This is a genomic window from Halomonas sp. C10-5 (assembly GCF_057169305.1).
In genome coordinates this window covers 3,370,063-3,390,506 of record NZ_CP175665.1, presented here as the reverse complement: position 1 = coordinate 3,390,506, position 20,444 = coordinate 3,370,063, and the positions used below count along the sequence as shown (strand labels likewise).

The following is a 20,444-nucleotide window of genomic DNA, read 5'->3' as shown; positions in this document are numbered from 1 at the left end:
GGCCGTTCAGGCCGAGCGGGCCAGAACCTCGTAACGTGGCCCGTCATCCAGGGTAAAGGAGCGCAGCAGCGTCAGGCGCCGCCAGCGCCAGGTGAGGTCGACCGGCGGCAGCGCCTCGATGGAGAGGCGCCGCGCCCGGCGCAGCAGGGTGACGTGGGGCACGAAACGCGTCGGCCGCCCGCCGTGGCCGAGGGCCTCCAGCCCGTCCCACAGTCGCGCCTGCAGTGCGCCGAGTGTGCTTCCGCCGACCCAGACGATGCCTGGCCGGCGGAAGCTTCCCCAGCGATCCAGACGCCATTCACCGCCTTCGGGCGCCTCGCCCTGTAGCCACTCGATCAGTGTCTCGGCCCGTGCGGTCTCCACCTCGCCGAGGAAGGCCAGGGTCAGGTGCAGGCTCTCGTCCGGCACCCGCCGCCCGCCGCAGTGCGTCCGGGCGAGGTCGGCCAGCGCCCCCAGCCGCGCGCGCAGCTCGGGGGGCGGTTCCAGTGCCAGAAATAGACGCACGGCTCGGTCAGTCGCCGATGACCATGACACCTTCGGCCTCGAACTGTGCGCCTTTGGGGAGCGCCTTGACGCCGATGGCCGCACGCGCCGGATAGGGCTTCTCGAAGAACTCCTCCATCATGGCGTTGACCACGGCGAACTGGCCCAGGTCGACCAGATAGAGGTTGAGCTTGACGATGTCCTGAAGGGAGCCGGCGGCCTCCTCGCAGACGGCGCGCAGATTGGTGAAGACCTGGCGGGCCTGGGCCTCGAAGTCGTCTGAGACCAGCTCCATGGTGGCCGGGTCCAGGGGGATCTGGCCGGAGAGGTAAACGGTGTTGCCGGCCTTGATGGCCTGGGAGTAGGGGCCGATGGCGGCGGGGGCCTTCTCGGTGTTGATCACGGCCTTGTTGCTCATGGTGTGCTCCATCATGTTGTGGATCGTGTCGACGGTGTTCGTCAATGAAAGACGGCCCGCTCGCCCCCTCGGGGCGCCGCCGGGCCGGTCGGTAAAGGCTCAGTTGCCGAGGCGGCCGATGCGCTCGACGTGGGAGAGGTTGCGCAGCCGCTTGATGATGCGCGCCAGATGCACGCGATCGCGCACCGCCAGGGTCAGGTTGACCGTGGCCAGGCGGGCGTCGCGCTCCTCGATGCCGATGCGCTCGATGTTGGCGTCGGCGTCGGTGACCACGCCGGCGAGTTCGGCCACCAGGCCACGGCGGCTCTCCACCTCGAGGCGCAGCGCCACCGGAAAGTCCTGGTCGATGCTCTCCGCCCACTCCAGGGGGAAGAGCTTCTCGGGGTCGTCCTTCAGCTCGCCGAGGTTACGGCACTCGGCGCGGTGCACCACGATGCCCTTGCCCACCGAGAGGTGGCCCACCACCGGGTCGCCGGGCAGCGGGTGGCAGCAGCGGGCGAACTTGATGACCATGCCCTCGGCGCCGCTGATCACGATGGGGCCGTGCTGGCGACTGCCGGGAAGGGTGGAGCCTGCCGTCGCCTCGCCGTGCTGCAGGTCCATCAGGCGCCGGGCGATCACGTGGGCGACCCGTGAGCCGAGGCCGATGGATTCGAGCAGGGCGTCCTCGTTCTTCAGGCCCAGCTCGTCGAGCAGGCCGGGAAGCAGTCCGTCGGGCAGCTCCTCCAGGCTGGTCTCGAATGCCGCCAGTGCCTTGTTGAGCAGGCGCCGCCCCAGCTGGACCGCCTCGGTGTGCTGCTGGTGCTTGAGCGCATGGCGGATCGCCGAACGCGCTTTGGCGGTGGCCACGAAGTTGAGCCAGGAGAGGTTGGGACGCGCCCCGGGCGCGGTGATGATCTCCAGGGTCTGGCCGCTCTCCAGGCGGGTCGAGAGGGGTGCCAGGTGGCGGTCGATGCGGCAGGCGATGGTGCTGTTGCCGATATCGGTGTGCACGCTGTAGGCGAAGTCGATCACCGTGGCACCCTGGGGCAGCTCCATGATGTCGCCCTTGGGCGTGAAGACATAGATATCGTCGGGGAACAGGTCGTTCTTGACGTGCTCGATGAACTCCAGCGAGTCGCCGGCGTGGCGCTGCATCTCCAGCAGCCCCTTGATCCAGGAGCGGGCCCGGGCGTGGCTGCCTTCGGCGATGGGATGGTCGGTCTGGCCCGCCTTGTAGAGCCAGTGGGCGGCGATGCCGTTGTTGGCCATGGCCTCCATCTCGCGGGTACGGATCTGCACCTCGATGGGCATGCCCCCCGAGCCGAACAGGGTGGTGTGCAGGCTCTGGTAGCCGTTGGCCTTGGGAATGGCGATGTAGTCCTTGAAGCGTCCGGGGACCGGCTTGTAGAGGTTGTGCACCACGCCGAGGATTCGATAGCAGCTGTCGACGTCATCGGTGAGGATGCGGAAGCCGAACACATCCATGATCTCGTTGAACGCCTTGCGCTGGTCGCGCATCTTCCGGTAGATCGACAGCAGGTGCTTCTGGCGCCCCACCACGGTGCTGGGCAGCCCCTCGTCGTCGAGACTCTTCTGCAGGGTGTTCTGGATCTGGCGGATCGTCGAGCGGCGGTGGCCGCGGGCGCTGGAGACGGCGCGCTTGATGCGCTCGGCGCGCATCGGGTGCAGGGCGTGGAAGGAGAGGTCCTCCAGCTCCACGCGGATGGTGTTGATGCCCAGGCGGCTGGCGATGCGGGCGTAGATCTCCAGGGTCTCGCGGGCGATGCGGCGCTTCTTCTCGGGGCGCAGGGCGCCCAGGGTGCGCATGTTGTGCAGGCGGTCGGCGAGCTTGACGATGATCACCCGGATATCCCGGGACATCGCCAGCACCATCTTCTGGAAGTTCTCCGCCTGGGCCACCGCCTTGTCCTCGAAGGCGATCTGGGTCAGCTTGGAGACGCCGTCCACCAGCTCCGCCACCGGGGCGCCGAACTGGCGGGCCAGGGCTTCCTTGCCGACGCCGGTATCCTCGATCACGTCATGCAGCATGGCCGCCATCAGGCTCTGATGGTCCATGTGCATGTTGGCCAGGATATTGGCGACGGCCAGCGGATGGGTAACGTAGGGCTCGCCGGAGCGTCGGCGCTGGCCGTCGTGGGCCTGCTCGGCATAGTAGAAGGCGCGCTTGACCTGCTGGATCTCGCCCTGGGGAAGGTAGCCGCCGAGACGGTCGGCCAGGTCATCGATGGTGAACATGCGGCGCGCCCTGACTCCTGCGTGAGTGTCCGGAAGGGGAGGACGGCGCCCGGGCGCCGTCATGGATCACTCCTCGGTGAAGCTACCGTACTGGGGCTGGGGCGGACGCACCAGGGCCTCGACGGGCTCGTCGAGCACGCTGGCGTCGACCAGGCCGGCGGCGATCTCGCGCAGGGCCATCACGGTGGGCTTGTCGTTCTCCCACGGCAGCATGGCGTCGCGGGAGCCGCGGGCCAGCTGGCGGGCGCGGTGAGTGGAGATCATCACCAGCTTGAAGCGGTTTTCGACATTTTCCAGACAATCTTCGACTGTGACTCGCGCCATGGGTGCCTTCCTGAAGAGCTGACGGGACCCCGGCGTCGGACACGCAGTGGGTGCGTGGACGGGAGTCCGTTATGGATAGACCTGATAGGTTACTCGACGCCCGGCAGCGCTGACAAGCGCCACGGTGCGGGGGCTGGGGCTTATTCGTGCGTATGTATTCGAGGCTGTTCCGGCGCCAGGCCCCAGCGCCTCTCGCGATCCGTAACAGTCAGAATGCCTAGGCAAGCAGCGCCTGGAGCAGGGCGGCGTGGGTGGTGCCGGCGCGCTCGCGGGTCAGGCGGCATGACACCACCAGTGCGCGCAGCTCGTCCAGTGCGGTAGTGAAGTCGTCGTTGATCACCAGGTAGTCATACTCGTCGTGGTGGGCCATCTCGCTCACCGCGTCGCGCATGCGCCGTTCGATCACCGCGTGCTCGTCGGTGCCGCGCCCGGCGAGGCGCCGTTCCAGCTCCTCCCGGGAGGGCGGCAGGATGAACACCGACACCGCGTCGGGTAGCTGCTGGCGGACCTGGCGGGCACCCTGCCAGTCGATCTCCAGGATCACGTCCTGGCCGGCGGAGAGGGCGGCCTGCACCGCCGGGCGTGAGGTGCCGTAGTAGTTGTCGAATACCCGGGCGTACTCGAAGAACTCGCCACGCTCGATCATCGCCTCGAAGTCGGGCACATCCACGAAGTGGTAGTTGACGCCGTCCACCTCGCCCTCGCGGCGGGGGCGGGTGGTGTGGGAGACCGAGACCTGGATGCCGTCGAGGCTCTCGACCAGCTCGCGCACCAGGCTGGTCTTGCCGGCGCCGGAGGGGGCGGAAACGACGAACAGCGTACCTTGCGACATACGCATCTCCATGGTGATTGGGTAGTAGGCCGGTAATGGCGGCCATCATATCACTCGATGTTCTGCACCTGCTCGCGCATCTGCTCGATCAGCACCTTGAGCTCCACGGCGCAGCGGGTGGTGCTGGCGACCACCGACTTCGACGACAGGGTGTTGGCCTCGCGGTTGAGCTCCTGCATCAGGAAGTCCAGGCGCCGGCCCACCGGGCCCTTCTGCTTCAGCTGGCGCTCCACCTCGGCGACGTGGGTGGCCAGGCGGTCGAGCTCCTCGTCGACGTCGGCCTTGTGGGCGAGCAGGGTGAGTTCGGCCTCCAGGCGCTGGGGGTCCAGCTCGCTCTTCACCTCCTCCAGGCGCTCGAGCAACTGGGAACGCTGGCGCTCGAGGATCTGCGGCATCAGGCGGCGCACCTCGGCCACCTGGGCCTCGATGCCGGCGAGCCGTTCGCGGATCAGGGCGGCGAGCTTGTCACCCTCCCGGGCGCGGCCGTCGACCAGGTCGTCCAGGGCGCGCTCGAACAGCGCCAGGGCCTCGGCCTTGACCGTCTCGGGCTCGGGGCCGCGATTCTCGAGCACGCCTGGGTAGTCGAGCAGGGCCAGGGCATCGGGCGGGGTGGTGTCTTCCACGGCCTGACGCACCTCGTCCAGGGCTCGGGAGAGTTCGGCGAGCCGCGTCGGATTCACGGCGAGGCCGGCGCTGTCGCCGGCGGCCTCGAAGCGCAGGCTGACCTCCACCTTGCCACGCGCCAGGCGGGCGCGCAGGGCTTCGCGGAAGTGGGGCTCCAGGTCGCGCAGGCTCTCCGGCAGGCGGAAGTGAGGCTCCAGGTAGCGCTGGTTCACCGAGCGCAGCTCGAGTTGCAGGGTGCCCCAGGGCGCGGCGCGCTCCTGGCGGGCGAAGGCGGTCATGCTGTGCACCATGGCGAGGCTCCCGGGGAAAGCTTGGGTGAGTGGAATAGTGTGGTGAGTCATGAGTGGTGGCCAGGCCGCAGTGTAACCGATTCGCCGTCACCGCCGGGCCAAGCGTGTAGAATGGCGGCCAGCCGATCCCCAACCGACTCCGATCACGAGGTGCCATGTCTACCGAATTCCGTCGCCCCAGCGGGCGCGCTCCCGAACAACCCCGCGAGATCCGACTGACCCGCGACTACACCCGTCATGCCGAAGGCTCGGTACTGGTCGAGTTCGGCGATACCAAGGTGTTGTGCAACGCCAGTGTCGAGCCCGGCGTGCCGCGCTGGCTGCGAGGAAAGGGCCAGGGCTGGGTCACCGCCGAGTACGGCATGTTGCCCCGTGCCACCCACACCCGTGGCGGCCGCGAGGCGACCCGCGGCAAGCAGGGTGGCCGCACCCTGGAGATCCAGCGCCTGATCGGCCGCTCGTTGCGTGCTACGGTCAATCTCAAGAAGCTGGGTGAATTCACCATCACCGTGGATTGCGACGTGATCCAGGCCGACGGTGGCACCCGTACCGCCTCCATCACCGGCGGCTGCGTGGCGCTGGTGGATGCCATCCGCTACCTGCAGCGCAACAAGCTGATCAAGGGTGATCCCTTCAAGCAGCTGGTCAGCTCGGTGTCGGTGGGCATCTTCAGGGGGGTGCCGGTGGTGGATCTGGACTACCCCGAGGACAGCGGTGCCGATACCGACATGAACGTGGTGATGGCCGAGGATGGCAGCCTGATCGAGGTACAGGGCACCGCCGAGAAGGGTACCTTCAGCCGCGGCGAGCTCAACGCCATGCTCGAGCTGGCCGAGAACGCCGGCGTGCAGCTGTTCGACCATCAGCGCGAGTCGCTGGGCATTCCGCGCTAGGTAGGAATGCGAAGGCCGCCGGGCAAGCGCCCCAACGCATCACGCCGGCCATGATGGCCGGCGTGATGCGTTTCGGTACCCCGGAACGGCGACGGAGGGAGGTTCAGAGCGGCAGGTCGTACTCGACGATCAGCGGCGCGAACTCCGAGAAGGTAGCGTCGTAGTCGATCCAGGCGTCCACCACGTGGCGGCGGAAGTTGGGGCCCACCACCTGGTAGTCGATGCGCCAGCCCTCCTGGCGGGAGCGCGGCACCTCCTGGTCGAGCTTGGGCCACCAGGTATATTCACCGGCGTCGCGGTTGATCTCGCGAAAGGTATCGATGAAGCCGGTGGGACCGAACACCTGATCCATCCAGGCGCGCTCCTCGGGGGTGAAGCCGGGGGTCTCCTGGTTGTCGGCCCAGTTCTCCAGGTCGATGGTCTTGTGGGCGATGTGCCAGGTGCCGCAGATGATGTACTCGCGACGCTTGCGAGCCATCTTGCTCAGGTACTCCTGGTACTGGGCCATGAAGGACTGCTTGGCGGCCGGGTCGCTACCGTCGGGCATCAGGAAGCTGGCGATGCTGAAGCGGTCGTAGTCGGCCTGCAGGAAGCGCGCCTCGTGGTCGCACTGCGGGAAGCCCAGCCCGTACATGATCGCCTTGGGGATCTTCCGGCAGTAGAGCCCCACCCCGGAGAAGCCGTCCTGCTCGGCATCGAGAAAGTAGCCCTCGTAGCCTTCCGGATAGAGGATACTGTCGTCCAGCTCGAAGCTCTTGGCCTTGAGATTCTGGACACAGACGACATCGGCGTCCTGGTTGGCCAGCCAGTCGAGAAAGCCTCGCCCGACGGCCTCGCGGATGCCGTTGACGTTGATGGTTGCTATTTTCATACGTGGTCCCTTTACCGTCGCGCGTGTATGATACCCGACGTTTCGACGTTTGGGTAAATGGCCAAGGCCAATAAACGTGATAGGAGGCCCCGTGGCGGATCGACGCATGCAGCCCTACCAGCGTGAGTTCATCGAGTTTGCCATCGAGCAGGGCGTGCTGCGTTTCGGCGAGTTCACTCTCAAGTCCGGCCGCGTCAGCCCCTACTTCTTCAATGCCGGGCTGTTTCGTACCGGCGGCGCCCTGGCCCGCCTGGGGCGTTTCTATGCCCGCGCCATCGCCGACCAGGCGCCGGCCTTCGACGTGCTCTTCGGCCCTGCCTACAAGGGCATTCCCCTGGCCACCACCACCGCCGTGGCGCTGGCCGACCACCACGGCCGCGACCTGCCCTATGCGTTCAACCGCAAGGAGGCCAAGGCCCATGGCGAAGGCGGCACCATCGTCGGTGCCGAACTGGCCGGGGATATCCTGATCATCGACGACGTGATCACCGCCGGCACCGCCATCCGCGAGGTGATGACGCTGATCGAAGGGGCCGGTGCCCGCGCCGCGGGGGTGGTGATCGCCCTGGATCGCCAGGAGCGCGGCAGCGCCGAGGTCGAAGGCGAGGCCCTCAGCGCCATCCAGGAGGTGGAGGCGCGCTACGCCATGCCGGTGATCAGCATCGTGACGCTGGACATGGTCCTGACCTATCTTGAAGAGCATGCCGGCGATTCGCTGCGTGGCCACGCCGCCGCCATTCGCGACTATCGTGCCCGGTACGGCGTTTCCACTGTGGCGTGACGGCCGATTGCGCTAAGCTGTACAAGAACCATACAGGATTTGCCGACGGCACAGGATAGGGAGAGCATGATGAGATCGATAAAGACGCTGCTGGCGGGCCTGGTACTGCTGGGCGGTGCCGGCCTCGCCCAGGCCGCCAGCCTGGACCTCAACCTGGGGTCGGATGCGGTGCAGTTCGAGGCGGCCGGCGAGCTCGTGGAGGGCATCCAGCTCGGCGGCGGGGTGGTGGACAGCGACTACCGCGAGGACGCCACCGTCTACCACGCCCAGCTGATGGGCAGCCAGCACACCTCGCGTCGCGAGGTGGGCATCGGTGCCCGCTGGACCCAGTATGACACCGACGTAGGCGATGGCGGCGGCCTGGGGCTCGGCGGTTACGGCTACGTCTACCTGCCCAACCTGCCGGCGGTCTCGCTGGGTGGCTACGGCTACTATACCCCCGATGCGGTGACCACCAGTGAGCTCGAAGAGGGCTACGAGGTCGGCCTGCGTGCACGCTATGCCTTTACTCCCAACGTGGATGGCTATCTGGGCGTGCGCCAGCTGGATGCCGACTTCGACGAAGAGCGCGGCAGCCGCACCCTGGATCGCGGCGCCCAGGTCGGCGTGCGCCTGCGCTTCTGAGCGTCCCCTGCGTCGATGATTGCGGGCCCCGTCACGGGGCCCGCCTGCGTTCCACCGGGCCCCACCGCGGATAAGCCATGCTCGATGTCGTCCTCTACCAGCCCGAGATACCCCCCAACACCGGCAACCTGATCCGGCTGTGTGCCAACACCGGGTTCCACCTGCACCTGATCGAACCGCTGGGCTTCGAGCTCGACGACAGGCGCCTGCGCCGTGCCGGCCTCGACTATCACGAGTGGGCGGCGGTGCGCGTGCACCGCGACTGGCCGGCCTACCTCCAGGCGGCCAGCCCTCGGCGGGTCTTCGCGGTATCGACCCGCGGGCGGACGGGCTACCATGAGCCGAGCTACCGGGCCGGCGATGCCCTGGTGTTCGGCCCCGAGACCCGTGGCCTGCCCGGGGCGATGCTCGAGGCCCTGCCCGAGGCGCAGCGGCTGCGCATTCCCATGCGCGAGGACAGTCGCAGCCTCAATCTCTCCAACGCCTGTGCGGTGCTGGTCTATGAAGCCTGGCGACAGCTGGACTTCGCCGGTGCCGCCGGAGTCGACAGCCGATGAACTCGCCCCCCTCCATCCAGCAGCGCCTCGCCGGCTTGAACCCCCGCCAGCAGGAGGCGGTGCGCTATATCGACGGCCCCTGCCTGGTGCTGGCCGGGGCCGGTTCGGGCAAGACCAGCGTGATCACCACCAAGATCGCCTACCTGGTGCAGGTGTGCGGCATGAGCGCCCGCCGCATCGCCGCGGTGACCTTCACCAACAAGGCCGCCCGGGAGATGAAGGAGCGCGTGGGCAGCATGCTAAAGGGCAAGGAGGGGCATGGCCTGACTGTCTCCACCTTCCACACCCTGGGGCTCAACATCATCCGCCGCGAGCTCAAGGCGCTGGGCTATCGCCCCGGCTTCTCGCTGTTCGACCCCGAGGACGCCAAGGCGCTGCTGCGCGACCTGATGCACAAGGATGCCCAGGTCGATGCCGACCAGATCAACGCCGTGCAGCACCGCATCTCCGAGTGGAAGAACGACCTGGTGCTGCCGGGCCAGGCGATGTCCCACGCAGCGGACGAGGACGAGCTGTTCGCCGCCCGGGTCTACGAAGCCTACAACCGCCACCTGAAGGCCTACAACGCGGTGGACTTCGACGACCTCATCCTGCTTCCGGTGGTGCTGCTGCGCGACGACCCCGAGGCCCTGGCGCGCTGGCGCAAGCGCATCCACTACATGCTGGTGGACGAGTACCAGGACACCAACGTCAGCCAGTACCAGCTGGTCAAGCTGCTGATGGGGGAGCGCAAGACCTTCACCGTGGTGGGTGACGATGACCAGTCGATCTACGCCTGGCGCGGGGCGCGCCCCGAGAACCTGGTGACCCTGGGCGAGGACTTTCCGCGCCTGGACGTCATCAAGCTGGAGCAGAACTACCGCTCCACCGGCACCATCCTGCGCGCCGCCAATACCTTGATCAGCAACAACCCCCACGTCTACGAGAAGACCCTGTGGTCGGACATGGGCGAGGGGGCGCCGATCCGCGTGGTGGTCAACCGTCACGAGGAGGCCGAGGCGGATCGCGTGGCCAGCGAGATCCTCACCCGGCGCATCAAGGAGCGTGCCGAGTGGCGCGATTTCGCGGTGCTCTACCGCGGCAACTTCCAGGCCCGGCTGCTGGAGCTAAAGCTGCAGCACTACCAGATCCCCTACAAGCTCTCCGGGGGCACCTCCTTCTTCTCGCGCAACGAGATCAAGGACGCCATGGCCTACCTGCGGTTGCTGATCAACCCGGCCGACGACAACGCCTTCCTGCGCATTGTCAACGTGCCGCGCCGCGAGATCGGCCCGGGTACCCTGGAGAAGCTGGCCAACTACGCCAACGAGCGGGGTATCGCGCTGTTCGCCGCCTGCCACGAGCTGGGCCTGGCCGAGCAGCTGCCGGTCAGGGCGGTGGAGCGGCTGGGGCGCTTCACCCACTTTATCGACGCGGTGCGCCGGCGCATGGATGGCGGCGATGCCATCGCCGCCATCCGCGACATGCTGCGCGAGATGGACTACGAGGCCTGGCTCTACCAGAACGCCAGTGCCCCGACCATCGCCGAGCGGCGCATGGCCAATGTCTGGATCCTGATCGACCAACTGGAGAAGTCGATGCAGGCCTCCCCCGAGGACGAGGGGCCGGACGAAAGCACCGCCTCCGAGGAGACCGAGACCGACGGCGTGGAGGCGGCCATCTCGCGACTGGTGCTGCGCGATATCCTCGAGCAGCAGGCCGAGGAGGACGACTCCGACCGGGTCCAGCTGCTGACCATGCACGCCTCCAAGGGGCTGGAGTTCCCGCACGTCTACCTGATGGGGCTGGAGGAGGAGCTGCTGCCCCACCGCAACGCCATCGAGGCGGGCACGGTGGAGGAAGAGCGTCGCCTGGCCTACGTGGGAATCACCCGGGCGCGGCGCACCCTGACCCTGACCCTGGCCCGCCAGCGCAAGACCTATGGCGAACTGATGGACTGTGCGCCGAGCCGCTTCCTGGACGAGCTGCCCGAGGCCGACCTGGAGTGGGAGGGGCGTCCGGATCGCGAGGACCCGGAGAAGAAGCAGGCCCGCGGCCAGGATGCCATCGCCGGACTGCGCTCTCTACTGGGCTGAAGGCACCTTCAGCGCAATCGAGGGGCGCAGTGGGCTGCTCGACCGGGGGCTCTCTGGCGTGACGCTATCGCCATATGCAAGCGGGGCGCCCTAAGGCGCCCCGCTGGCTTTGCCGTGGCCGGATGCTTACTGCACCGGCTCGACCAGGTAGTCGGTGGCGGCCTTGACCTCGTCATCGGAGAGGTTGGGGTTGCCACCCTTGGCGGGCATGGCGTTGAAGCCGTTGATGGAGTGGTCGTAGAGGGTCTGGATGCCCTGCTCCATGCGTGCACTCCACTGGTCGGCTTCGCCGCGAATCGGTGCCCCAGCGGCGCCGGTCATGTGGCAGGCCATGCAGACCTGGTTGTAGATCGCCTCACCGTCGATGCCGGCGTGGGCGGGCTCGTCGCCAGCGGAAGCCCCGTCGGTGGCGGCCTCTTCCTCAGTTGCCTGCTCGCTAGCGGCTTCTTCTTCGCTGGCGGCCTCATCCGTCGCTCCGTCGGTAGTGGCCTCTTCCTCGGTCGCCTCTTCGCTGGCGGCCTCTTCCTCGCTGGCAGCCTCCTCGGCACCACCCTGCTCCGTGGCATCCATCACCGGCTCGACCAGATAGTCGGTGGCGGCCTTGACCTCGTCATCGGAGAGGTTGGGATTACCACCCTTGGCGGGCATGGCGTTGAAGCCGTTGATGGAGTGGTCGTAGAGGGTCTCGATGCCCTGCTCGGTGCGCGCGGCCCACTGGTCGGCGTTGCCGCGCACCGGAGCGCCGGCGGCACCGGTCTCGTGGCAGGCCATGCAGACCTGGTTGTAGATCGCCTCGCCGTCGATACCGGCGGTCTCGGCAGCGTCTGCCGCCGCATCACCGCTGGGCTCCTCGGTGGGTGCCTCCTCCTCGGCGGCGGCATCGTCACCACCGCCCAGCTCGGGAACGTCCATCACCGGCTCGACCATGTAGGCGGTGGCGGCCTCCATCTCGGCATCGGAGAGGTTGGGGTTGCCACCACGCGCCGGCATGGCGTTGAAGCCGTTGATCGAGTGATCCAGCAGAGTGGCGAAGCCTTGCTCCACGCGGTCGGCCCAGGCCGCCTCGTCGCCGCGGATCGGGGCACCGGCGGCGCCGGTCTCGTGACAGGCCATGCACACATTGTTGTAGATGCCGGCGCCGTCGATATCGTCACCGCCACCGCTGGAGGCGCTGCCGCTATCGCCGCCGCCACTGGCGGTGGCAGCGGTGCCGCAGTCTTCGCCCTGCACGCAGAGCTCGCCAACCGGCTTCAGGCGCTCGGCGATGGCTTCGCGCTCGGCATCGTCCTGGGCCAGGGCGATACCGGCGCTGGCGGTCAGGCCCAGGGTGGCCAGGCACCCCATGATCAGCTTGCTGGATTTCACTCTCACCACCTCTTCACGGTCCTTTAGGAAGTTATTCGTGGCAGCGCCCGGCGGAAACGGTTTCGGCAACGCAGCCGAGGGAGATGCCATCATGCAGTCGCCCGACAGTATACCGGCAACCCTGGCGCCAGGAAAATGGCGCGCCCCCCGCCGTTGGGCTGGCGCACAGGCATCCACGGCGCCCCGTGCTGGACAGTGGCGGGCCTGGCAGTTAGGATGTCGTCCGCTCGGCGCCATGCCGGGTGATGCGCCCGTAGCTCAGTTGGATAGAGTATCGGCCTCCGAAGCCGAGGGTCGCAGGTTCGAATCCTGCCGGGCGCGCCACGAATTCAAGGGCTTACAGCGATGCTGTAGGCCCTTTTTCGTAGCTGTGCCCAGATCGTGCCCCCACCGCGTGGCGGGTCCCTCCCGGCGGGGGCCGCGCGCCTACTCTGCGGTCGCCAGCAGGCTGGCGTTGCCACCTGCGGCGGTGGTGTCGATGCACAGATGGCGCTCCACCACATAGCGCTCCGGGGCGATGGTCTGGGTCTCCAGGGGTACGATGGCCCCCTCGCGGGAGGCCAGCGCCAGGCGCAGCTTGCGGGTCCAGTCGCTGGCGCCGGCCGCGGCCACCGCCTCGACACCCGTGATCGCGGTCAGCATATCCGCCTCGATACTGCCGTCGAGGGCGGCCACGGGCGCACCGGCATCGATCAGAGGCTGCAAGGCCTGCGCCGCGCCCGGGGCGACAAGCAGCGCCGGGCAGCCCGCCCCGAGTGCCTGCACCGCCTGGGCCATGGCGATGTCCAGCGTCGGCCCGAGGCAGAGTACCGGGCCCTTGGGGTACATCGCCAGACGGTTACTCTCCCCCGTGGGTCCCGGTAGGGTCTGCGGCGTCATGTCTAGGGCCGCCGTCTCGGCGAGCGCCTTGCGGATCACGCCGCCCTTGCCGGAGAGCGCGCGTCGCAGCACCTCGACCCGATCGGGCCGCGCCGCCCAGTTGCGTGCATCCAGCCCGTCGAGGGCTGCCTGGAGATCGCCGAGTGTCACGGCACTCCCCTGCGGGGCGGCGTGGCTCTCCGGGTCGGCGGTGCGCCGGAAGCGGGTGACATACAGTGGACCGCCGGCCTTGGGCCCGGTGCCCGAGAGGCCCTCGCCCCCGAAGGGCTGGGAGCCGACGATGGCGCCGATCTGGTTGCGATTGACGTAGATATTGCCGACATGGATGCGTTCGACGATCTGTTGCACGCGGTCGTCGATGCGGGTATGTAGGCCGAAGGTCAGTCCATATCCCCGGTCGTTGATGGCGTCGACCACCTTGTCGATGTCGCGCGCCTTGAAGGTGGCCACATGGAGCACCGGGCCGAAGATCTCGCGCTCGAGGTCCTCGATGCCCCCCACCTCGACCACCGCGGGGGTGACGAAGGTGCCGACGTCCGGTGCGGCCAGTTTCTTCAGTACCTTGCCGGCCTTCTCCTGGGTTGCGACATAGTCGTTGATGTCGGCCTGAGCCTCGGCGTCGATCACCGGCGAGACGTCGGTGTCGGTATTCCAGGGGTCGCCGATGGTAAGGGCGTCCATGGCGCCATCGAGCATATGGAGCAGGCGCTCGCGCGCCTCCTCCTGGACGTAGAGCATTCTGAGTGCCGAGCAGCGCTGACCGGCCGACTGGAAGGAGGAGATCAGGATGTCGCGCACCGCCTGCTCGGTCAGCGCCGTGGAGTCCACGATCATGGCGTTCAGCCCGCCGGTTTCGGCGATCAGCACCGCATCCGGCCCCGCATTCTGGGCGAGTGCCTTGTGGATGATCTGCGCTACGGGAGTCGAGCCGGTGAAACAGACGCCGGCGATGCGGGCATCGCTGGTCAGCGGGCCGCCCACCGTCGGACCGTCACCGGGGAGCAGCTGCAGCGCCGCCTCGGGCAGGCCCGCCTCGCGCATCAGCTCGATGGCACGGGCGGCGATCAGCGGCGTCTGTTCGGCAGGCTTGGCGAGTACGGCGTTACCAGCCGCCAGCGCTGCGGCGATCTGGCCGGTGAAGATGGCCAGCGGAAAGTTCCACGGGCTGATGCAGACGAAGATGCCGCGAGCCTTGCCGGGCTCCTCGGCCTCCAGCCGCTCGCCCTCGTTGGCGTAGTAGCGCAGGAAATCCACCGCCTCACGTACCTCGGCGATGCCGTCGAAGAGCATCTTCCCCGCCTCGCGGGTGCAGATCACCGTCAGCTCGGCGATGTGTTTCTCGTAGAGGTCGGCGGTGCGCCGCAGCACCTCGGCCCGCTCGGCCACCGGCCGTGCCGACCACTCGCGGAAGCCCTCCTCGGCGGCGTCCAGCGCGGCCGCGACCTCCTCCGGAGTCGCTTCAGACACCTTGCCGGCCACCCGTGAGCCGTCGGCGGGGGAGACGACTTCCCTGGCCTCGCCACGGGGTGCCGGGTTGCCCGCCAGCATGGGACCGGCGCTCCAGGTGGCATCGGCGAACTTCTCGCGCGCTGCCAGCAGCGGCAGGATCGAGGCGGGCTCGTTGATCCGGTAGCCGCGGGAGTTCTGGCGTTCGGGAGCGAAGAGCTCCCCGGGCTGGCGGATCAGGGGGCTGGCGATGGCCTCACCCAGCTGCTGCATCCCCGCCACCGGGTCCTTGGCGACCTCGCTGGCGGGAATCGAGTCGTCCACCACCTGGTTCACGAACGAGGAGTTCGCGCCATTCTCGAGCAGGCGGCGTACCAGGTAGGCCAGCAGGTCGCGGTGAGCACCCACCGGGGCGTAGAGCCGACAATGCGTGCCTTCCGACTGCTTGACGATATGGTGCAGCGATTCGCCCATGCCGTGGAGGCGCTGGAACTCGTAGCTGTCCTTGTCCTCACCCGCCATGGCCACGATGGCGGCGCAGGTATGGGCGTTGTGGGTCGCGAACTGCGGGTAGATGCGATCACGCCGGTCGAGCAGCATCTGCGCGCAGGCCATGTAGCTGACGTCGGTGTTGACCTTGCGGGTGAAGACGGGAAAGGTCTCGACCCCCATCTCCTGGGAGAGCTTGATCTCGGTGTCCCAGTAGGCGCCCTTGACCAGTCGCACCATGATCCGCCGGTCGAATCGTTCGGCGAGGTCGTAGAGCGCCTCGATCACCGGCGCGGCGCGGCGCCCGTAGGCCTGCACCACGACCCCGAAGCCATCCCAGCCGGCGAGCTCGGGGTCAGCCAGCAGCGCCTCGATGACGTCGAGGGACAGGTCGAGCCGGTCCTGCTCCTCGGCATCGATATTGAAGCCGATATTGGCCCGGGCCGCCTGCTGTGCCAGTTCCAGCGCGCGCGGCACGAGTTCCGCCATGACCGTGTCGCGGTGGGTATATTCATAGCGCGGGTGTAGCGCCGAGAGCTTCACCGAGATGCCGGGGCTGCCGCGCACGTCGCCCTTGGCCTGCTTGGCAATGGCGGTGATCGCCCTGGCGTAGGCCTGGTGATAGCGGACCGCGTCGGCATCGGTGCGGGCCGCCTCGCCCAGCATGTCGTAGGAGTAGGTATAGCCCTGCTTCTCGAGCTCGCGGGCATTCTTCATGCCCTCCTCGATGGTCTGGCCGAGCACGAACTGGCGACCCAGGATCTTCATCGACTGGCCGACCGCGGTACGCACCACCGGTTCACCCATGCGGCGCACCAGGCCGCGCAGCGCCCGCACCGGCCCCTTGGGGTCGTCGTCCAGCACCTTGCCGGTCAGCATCAGCGCCCAGGTCGAGGCGTTGACCATCGATGACGACGACTTGCCCAGGTGTGCGCCCCAGTCGGAGGGCTCGATCTTGTCATGAATGAGGTCGTCGATGGTCTCGGCATCGGGCACGCGCAGCAGCGCCTCGGCCAGGCACATCAGGCCGACCCCCTCGGCGGTCGAGAGCCCGTACTCTGCCAGGAACGCCTCCATCATCGAGGGAGAGGTCTCCCTGCGCACGCGCTCCACATAGTTCGCGCCGGCATCGGCCACCCGGCGGCGCTCCCCCTCCGACAGCTTGATCTGTCCGACGAGTTCTCTCAGGACCGCTGCCTCATCGGCCGCGTAGTTGGCGCGGATGCGTGCCCGATGCTCGTTCACGGCGTCATGCGGGTGAAGGTTGGCTTCGTTCATGTTCGATTACCCTTTCGCTACTCGAAACGCATCGTGGATGCACAGGCACGGATGCCTTCGCATGGAAGAAGGCATTCACTCAGCGTAGGCGTCGGCAGTGGAGTTGCGCCGCTTGGCTATGGACACTTTGTCAACGGACGCTGGCAGGGCACCCGAGTGGCCAGCGATCATCGGCCGGGAAGCGGAAAGAGGCTATAGGATGCCGCGCCCGGATGTCGGGGAGTACCGGGCCAGGAGTCGCGAGTCGGAGCCTGGCGGGCCATGTTTCTTGCTTTCCTGGAGACTTGATCGAGATCATGATTTCCGTCTGTAGCCCTTGAGGGCAAGGGTGTAATGATCTGGATCAAAAACCATTCATGTTGTTATAAAAAATATTGTCTTTTATATCGTTGTATGTCTTGGCAGACTCCTCCGCTCACGCTCAACGATTCAGGGATGATGAAGACTTATCTGGGAAAGATGCGCGGTGAGCGCCTGCAACGCGATAGGCTCGATCTCGGTGATGCCCTCTGGTCATGGCTGGGGGCCGTGGTCGGCATGGGGGCGATCTGCTGGCTCAGCGCCCACTGGCTCTCCCAGCACCTGCTGATCGTGGCGTCCTTCGGCGCCACCTCGGTGCTGCTCTATGCGGCCCCGGAGAGTCCCTTCGCCCAGCCGCGCAACGTGCTGCTGGGTAGCCTGCTCTCGGCGGTGGCGGGGGTCGCCTGCTTCCAACTGCTGGGTGCCACGCCGCTCGCCGTGACCCTGGCGGTATCGCTCTCCATCCTGCTGATGCAGCTGACCCACAGCGTCCACCCGCCCGGTGCCGCGGCAGCCCTGGTGGCGGTGATCGGCGGCCCGGAGATCACCGGGCTGGGCTGGTGGTATCCGCTGATGCCCATCGGCATCGGCTGCGCCATCATGCTGGCGGTGGCCGTGCTGGTGAACAACCTGGCCCGCCATCGCCGCTATCCGCTGCACTGGTAGGGGGTCAGGAAAGCAGAGCAGGAAAAACCGCAACTTTCTCCCCGCGAAAACGGAAAGGATTTCTCCCCGATTCGGCCCCGCAGGGGCTCGGTAGCGCCGGGGGGCTTCTGCTATCGTCTCGTGCACAATCCACGCCGCCGGCACGCCGCCGGCGGCCCCACACAGGAGGCAGCAGATGGCGAATCCCCCAGACGCGACCGTTCCCGCCACCATGTCGGCCATGCTGCTGACCGGCCATGGCGACGTCGACAAGCTGGTCTATCGTGACGACGTGCCGACCCCGCAACCGGGGCCCGGCGAGGTGCTGGTGCGGGTCACGGCCACCGCCAAGAACAACACCGACCGCAAGGCCCGCGAGGGGCTCTACCCGGTGAAGAAGGGCGAGGTGACCTCCTTCGCCATGGGCGGCGAGCCGACCCTGACCTTCCCGCGCATCCAGGGCGCCGACATCGCCGGTCGGGTGGTGGCGGTGGGCGAGGGGGTCGATCCGGCCCGCCTCGGCGAGCGCGGCCTGCTCGACTTCAACCTCTACCCGGACGCTCGCCGTGACATCAACCTGACCCCGGACTACTACGGCCACGGTGCCGACGGCGGCTTCGCCGAGTACGTCGCCGTGCCCTCCGATCAGTTCCACCACGTGCCCAACCCCGAGCTCAGCGATGCCGAGCTCGCTGCCCTGGGCATGTGCTCCTACCAGACCGCCTACCATATGATGACCTCGGCGGGAGTGGCCGCCGGTGAGCGGGTACTGGTCAGCGGCGCCAGTGGCGGGGTCGGCACCGCACTGATCCAGCTGTGTCGCATCGTCGGCGCGATTCCCTACGCGGTGAGCCAGCCGGAGAAGGCCGCAGCGCTCAAGGCGCTGGGCGCCGAGGCGGTGATCGACCGGGGTGACCTCGACGGCTTCGCCGAGCGGGTGCTCGCGGCCACCGGCGGCGCGCCCATTGACGCGGTGATGGACCTGGTCGGCGGCGAGATGACCGACTGCTTCATCGACACCATGATCCAGGACATGAAGGCGCGCACCAGCTACCCGCGGCTCTCCATCGCCGGCGCCAGCGGCGGCAACATCTCGGAGATCCTGTGGACGCGCATCTATCTCTACCAGGTGCAGATCTTCGGCGTCTCCCACGGCACCCGCGAGGAGGCCGAGCAGCTGATCGCCTGGATCCGTTCCGGCGAGCTCAGGCCGGTGCTGCATGCCGCCTTCCCGCTCTCCGACCTGCACGCCGCCGAGCGCTACTTCGTCAGCCGCGGCAGCAACTTCCTGGGCAAGATCGTGATCGTGCCCGACAGCCAGTGGGACGAGCACGGTGCGCCCTTCGCCCTGGCCTCTTCCTCCGCCAGCCAGGAGCCGCGCCCATGAGCCAGCTGCTGACCTTCAGGATGATGGATACCCACGCCGGCGGCGACGTCAGCCGCATCGTGGTCGGCGGCATCGAGCCCCTCCCCGGCGCCACGGTGCGTGACCAGATGCACTACCTGCGCGATGACGCCGACGGCCTGCGCAAACTGCTGCTGTTCGAGCCCTACGGCGTGCCGGAGATGTCGGTGGACCTCATCGTGCCCACCACCGACCCCGAGGCCGCGGCCGGCTACATCATCATGGAGGTGATGGGCTACCCCATCTACTCCGGCTCCAACACCATCTGCACCGCCACCGCGGTCCTCGAGGCGGGCATCGTGCCCAAGCAGGAGGGCGTCCAGCGCTTCACGCTCGAGGCCCCGGCGGGGCGGGTCAACATCGAGGCGCGGGTGGAGAACGGTGTGGTGGAGGCGATCACCTGCGAGGGGCTGCCCAGCTACATCGACACCTACCGCGCGACGATCCATGTGCCGGGGCTGGGCGAGGTCACCTACAGCGTGGCCTACAGCGGCGGCTTCTATGCCCTGGTGGACGCCACCGAACTCGGCTTCCACCTCAACCGCGACGAGGAGCGCGAGCTCGCCGAGTGCGCCCACCGCATCGTCGAGGCGATCCAGGCCGAGCGCGGCTTCTCCCACTACACCCTGGGTGACGTGGGCCCGCTGCCCTTCCTGCACTTCATGGGGCCGGTGGAGCAGGTCGCCGACGACTTCTACCGATCGCGTTCGGCCACCTACGTGCATCCCGGGGTGATCTGCCGCAGCACTACCGGCACCGGTACCTCGGCGCGCCTGGCGCTGATGCGCCACGAGGGCACTATCAAGCCCGGCGACAGGCTGGAGACCATCTCCCTGCGCGAGACCGGTTTCATCGGCACCTTTACCGGCACCCACGCGGAGGGGCCCCACACGGTGGTGGAGAACACCATCACCGGCAAGGCCTACGTGCTGGGCCACACCGAGGTGGTGGTCAACTGCGACGACCCCCTGGTGGAGTGCGGCGGCCTGCACCATATCCTCAGCGCCCGCCACGGCTGAGTCTTGCTCCCACCATCTTGACCGAGACGATTCGCCCGCCTGCCCCTTGAGCGTCGCCGCCAAAGGGGGCAGGCTGGCGCTCATTCTTCTTTTGACTCACCCTCTTTCGACCGACCCTGGAGGCTAACCGTGGCCATTACCAACTTTTCCGACCTGCTGGGCGAGGCGCGCCTGCAGCCCGATGCCCAGCGCCTGCTGTTCGTCTTCACCCGCGCCGAACTGCCGGACAACCCCTCCGCCGAGCAGCGTGCTCGCTTCGAGCAGGGCGAGGGCGGCGTGCTCACCCCGGTGCTGTGCGTCGACAAGATTCCCGAGGAGCTTAGCGACATGGCCGCCCTGGTGGCGGAGTCGCGCAACACCGGCGTCGAGTGGGACATCGTCTTCGTCGGCGCCCTCTCCGGTCGCGGCAGCGAGGCGCCGGCTTCCGAGCAGGCCGAGGCGCAGCTCGAGCGCATGGTGGAGTCGCTGAAGATGGGTAATGTCGATCAGTTCCTGGCGCTGGACCGCCAGGGCGAGGCGGTGCGCATCGGCTGACATGGAAGCGTCATCGCCATAGGGTTGAATTATCAGGGTGATGACACCATTCAATTTACGCTATCAGTCGATGC

18 protein-coding genes and 1 tRNA gene are annotated in these 20,444 nt (G+C 67.6%); 10 read left to right on the top strand and 9 right to left on the bottom strand.

What is annotated here, in order from left to right; genetic code table 11:
* Positions 1-6 precede the first annotated feature (6 nt).
* The 6 genes from thpR to ACJ7IV_RS15925 form a co-directional block, all read right to left on the bottom strand.
* Complete coding sequence (gene thpR / locus ACJ7IV_RS15950) at positions 7-504, bottom strand: RNA 2',3'-cyclic phosphodiesterase (RefSeq protein WP_483865202.1); 498 nt, start codon at positions 502-504, stop codon at positions 7-9.
* A gap of 7 nt (positions 505-511) precedes the next feature.
* On the bottom strand, positions 512-901 hold the full coding sequence (locus ACJ7IV_RS15945) for a RidA family protein (protein ID WP_132044703.1): 390 nt from the start codon (positions 899-901) through the stop codon (positions 512-514).
* A gap of 99 nt (positions 902-1,000) precedes the next feature.
* Entirely contained in the window at positions 1,001-3,139 is a 2,139-nt protein-coding gene (locus ACJ7IV_RS15940; RefSeq protein WP_483865201.1) for a RelA/SpoT family protein, read from the bottom strand.
* A gap of 66 nt (positions 3,140-3,205) precedes the next feature.
* Positions 3,206-3,463, bottom strand: coding sequence for a DNA-directed RNA polymerase subunit omega (gene rpoZ / locus ACJ7IV_RS15935; RefSeq protein WP_232912199.1), 258 nt, complete (start codon positions 3,461-3,463; stop codon positions 3,206-3,208).
* Between the two features lie 217 nt (positions 3,464-3,680).
* Positions 3,681-4,295: a guanylate kinase gene (gene gmk / locus ACJ7IV_RS15930; RefSeq protein WP_483865200.1), complete on the bottom strand. Its 615-nt coding sequence runs from the start codon at positions 4,293-4,295 to the stop codon at positions 3,681-3,683.
* Positions 4,296-4,345: 50 nt separating this feature from the next.
* The gene (locus ACJ7IV_RS15925) at positions 4,346-5,209 is read right to left on the bottom strand and encodes a YicC/YloC family endoribonuclease (protein WP_483865199.1); all 864 of its coding nucleotides are present in this window, start codon (positions 5,207-5,209) and stop codon (positions 4,346-4,348) included.
* Between the two features lie 155 nt (positions 5,210-5,364).
* Between ACJ7IV_RS15925 and rph the strand changes: the two genes are divergently transcribed.
* Positions 5,365-6,102, top strand: coding sequence for a ribonuclease PH (gene rph / locus ACJ7IV_RS15920; RefSeq protein ID WP_483865198.1), 738 nt, complete (start codon positions 5,365-5,367; stop codon positions 6,100-6,102).
* A 103-nt stretch (positions 6,103-6,205) separates the two neighbouring features.
* Here the strand turns inward: rph and ACJ7IV_RS15915 are convergent, their stop codons facing one another.
* Positions 6,206-6,973, bottom strand: coding sequence for an exodeoxyribonuclease III (locus ACJ7IV_RS15915; protein ID WP_161431870.1), 768 nt, complete (start codon positions 6,971-6,973; stop codon positions 6,206-6,208).
* Positions 6,974-7,079: 106 nt separating this feature from the next.
* Here ACJ7IV_RS15915 and pyrE point away from each other — a divergent pair, with 106 nt between their 5' ends.
* From pyrE to rep, 4 genes are all read left to right on the top strand, one after another.
* On the top strand, positions 7,080-7,754 hold the full coding sequence (pyrE, locus tag ACJ7IV_RS15910; protein WP_483866606.1) for an orotate phosphoribosyltransferase: 675 nt from the start codon (positions 7,080-7,082) through the stop codon (positions 7,752-7,754).
* Between the two features lie 66 nt (positions 7,755-7,820).
* The gene (locus ACJ7IV_RS15905) at positions 7,821-8,378 is read left to right on the top strand and encodes a YfaZ family outer membrane protein (RefSeq protein WP_483865197.1); all 558 of its coding nucleotides are present in this window, start codon (positions 7,821-7,823) and stop codon (positions 8,376-8,378) included.
* A 77-nt stretch (positions 8,379-8,455) separates the two neighbouring features.
* On the top strand, positions 8,456-8,935 hold the full coding sequence (gene trmL, locus ACJ7IV_RS15900; protein ID WP_483865196.1) for a tRNA (uridine(34)/cytosine(34)/5-carboxymethylaminomethyluridine(34)-2'-O)-methyltransferase TrmL: 480 nt from the start codon (positions 8,456-8,458) through the stop codon (positions 8,933-8,935).
* Positions 8,932-11,010: a DNA helicase Rep gene (gene rep / locus ACJ7IV_RS15895; protein WP_483865195.1), complete on the top strand. Its 2,079-nt coding sequence runs from the start codon at positions 8,932-8,934 to the stop codon at positions 11,008-11,010. Before trmL ends, rep begins: the two co-directional genes overlap by 4 nt.
* 126 nt (positions 11,011-11,136) lie before the next feature.
* On the opposite strand, the gene ACJ7IV_RS15890 is transcribed toward rep, so the two are convergent.
* Entirely contained in the window at positions 11,137-12,375 is a 1,239-nt protein-coding gene (locus ACJ7IV_RS15890) for a c-type cytochrome (protein ID WP_483865194.1), read from the bottom strand.
* Positions 12,376-12,622: 247 nt separating this feature from the next.
* On the opposite strand from ACJ7IV_RS15890, the gene ACJ7IV_RS15885 reads away from it, so the two are divergent.
* Positions 12,623-12,699, top strand: a tRNA-Arg gene (locus tag ACJ7IV_RS15885).
* A gap of 102 nt (positions 12,700-12,801) precedes the next feature.
* Here ACJ7IV_RS15885 and putA read toward each other — a convergent pair.
* Entirely contained in the window at positions 12,802-16,467 is a 3,666-nt protein-coding gene (putA, locus tag ACJ7IV_RS15880; protein WP_483865193.1) for a bifunctional proline dehydrogenase/L-glutamate gamma-semialdehyde dehydrogenase PutA, read from the bottom strand.
* Positions 16,468-16,905: 438 nt separating this feature from the next.
* Between putA and ACJ7IV_RS15875 the strand changes: the two genes are divergently transcribed.
* The 4 genes from ACJ7IV_RS15875 (at position 16,906) to ACJ7IV_RS15860 (ending at position 20,370) form a co-directional block, all read left to right on the top strand.
* Positions 16,906-17,433, top strand: coding sequence for an HPP family protein (locus tag ACJ7IV_RS15875; protein WP_483866605.1), 528 nt, complete (start codon positions 16,906-16,908; stop codon positions 17,431-17,433).
* 175 nt (positions 17,434-17,608) lie between these two features.
* Positions 17,609-18,799, top strand: a complete 1,191-nt coding sequence (locus ACJ7IV_RS15870) for an alcohol dehydrogenase catalytic domain-containing protein (protein WP_483865192.1) — start codon at positions 17,609-17,611, stop codon at positions 18,797-18,799.
* On the top strand, positions 18,796-19,836 hold the full coding sequence (locus ACJ7IV_RS15865) for a proline racemase family protein (protein WP_483865191.1): 1,041 nt from the start codon (positions 18,796-18,798) through the stop codon (positions 19,834-19,836). Before ACJ7IV_RS15870 ends, ACJ7IV_RS15865 begins: the two co-directional genes overlap by 4 nt.
* A 129-nt stretch (positions 19,837-19,965) precedes the next feature.
* Positions 19,966-20,370: a ribonucleotide reductase subunit alpha gene (locus tag ACJ7IV_RS15860; RefSeq protein ID WP_483865190.1), complete on the top strand. Its 405-nt coding sequence runs from the start codon at positions 19,966-19,968 to the stop codon at positions 20,368-20,370.
* The last annotated feature ends 74 nt before the right edge of the window (positions 20,371-20,444 follow it).

Coding starts and splice junctions, on each gene's coding strand:
- ACJ7IV_RS15870 (WP_483865192.1), top strand. CDS start 17,609: ATGGCGAATCCCCCAGACGCGACCGTTCCCGCCACCATGTCGGCCATG.
- ACJ7IV_RS15925 (WP_483865199.1), bottom strand. CDS start 5,209: ATGGTGCACAGCATGACCGCCTTCGCCCGCCAGGAGCGCGCCGCGCCC.
- gmk (WP_483865200.1), bottom strand. CDS start 4,295: ATGTCGCAAGGTACGCTGTTCGTCGTTTCCGCCCCCTCCGGCGCCGGC.
- ACJ7IV_RS15940 (WP_483865201.1), bottom strand. CDS start 3,139: ATGTTCACCATCGATGACCTGGCCGACCGTCTCGGCGGCTACCTTCCC.
- rph (WP_483865198.1), top strand. CDS start 5,365: ATGTCTACCGAATTCCGTCGCCCCAGCGGGCGCGCTCCCGAACAACCC.
- ACJ7IV_RS15915 (WP_161431870.1), bottom strand. CDS start 6,973: ATGAAAATAGCAACCATCAACGTCAACGGCATCCGCGAGGCCGTCGGG.
- putA (WP_483865193.1), bottom strand. CDS start 16,467: ATGAACGAAGCCAACCTTCACCCGCATGACGCCGTGAACGAGCATCGG.
- trmL (WP_483865196.1), top strand. CDS start 8,456: ATGCTCGATGTCGTCCTCTACCAGCCCGAGATACCCCCCAACACCGGC.
- pyrE (WP_483866606.1), top strand. CDS start 7,080: ATGCAGCCCTACCAGCGTGAGTTCATCGAGTTTGCCATCGAGCAGGGC.
- ACJ7IV_RS15905 (WP_483865197.1), top strand. CDS start 7,821: ATGATGAGATCGATAAAGACGCTGCTGGCGGGCCTGGTACTGCTGGGC.
- ACJ7IV_RS15945 (WP_132044703.1), bottom strand. CDS start 901: ATGAGCAACAAGGCCGTGATCAACACCGAGAAGGCCCCCGCCGCCATC.
- rpoZ (WP_232912199.1), bottom strand. CDS start 3,463: ATGGCGCGAGTCACAGTCGAAGATTGTCTGGAAAATGTCGAAAACCGC.
- ACJ7IV_RS15875 (WP_483866605.1), top strand. CDS start 16,906: ATGAAGACTTATCTGGGAAAGATGCGCGGTGAGCGCCTGCAACGCGAT.
- ACJ7IV_RS15865 (WP_483865191.1), top strand. CDS start 18,796: ATGAGCCAGCTGCTGACCTTCAGGATGATGGATACCCACGCCGGCGGC.
- rep (WP_483865195.1), top strand. CDS start 8,932: ATGAACTCGCCCCCCTCCATCCAGCAGCGCCTCGCCGGCTTGAACCCC.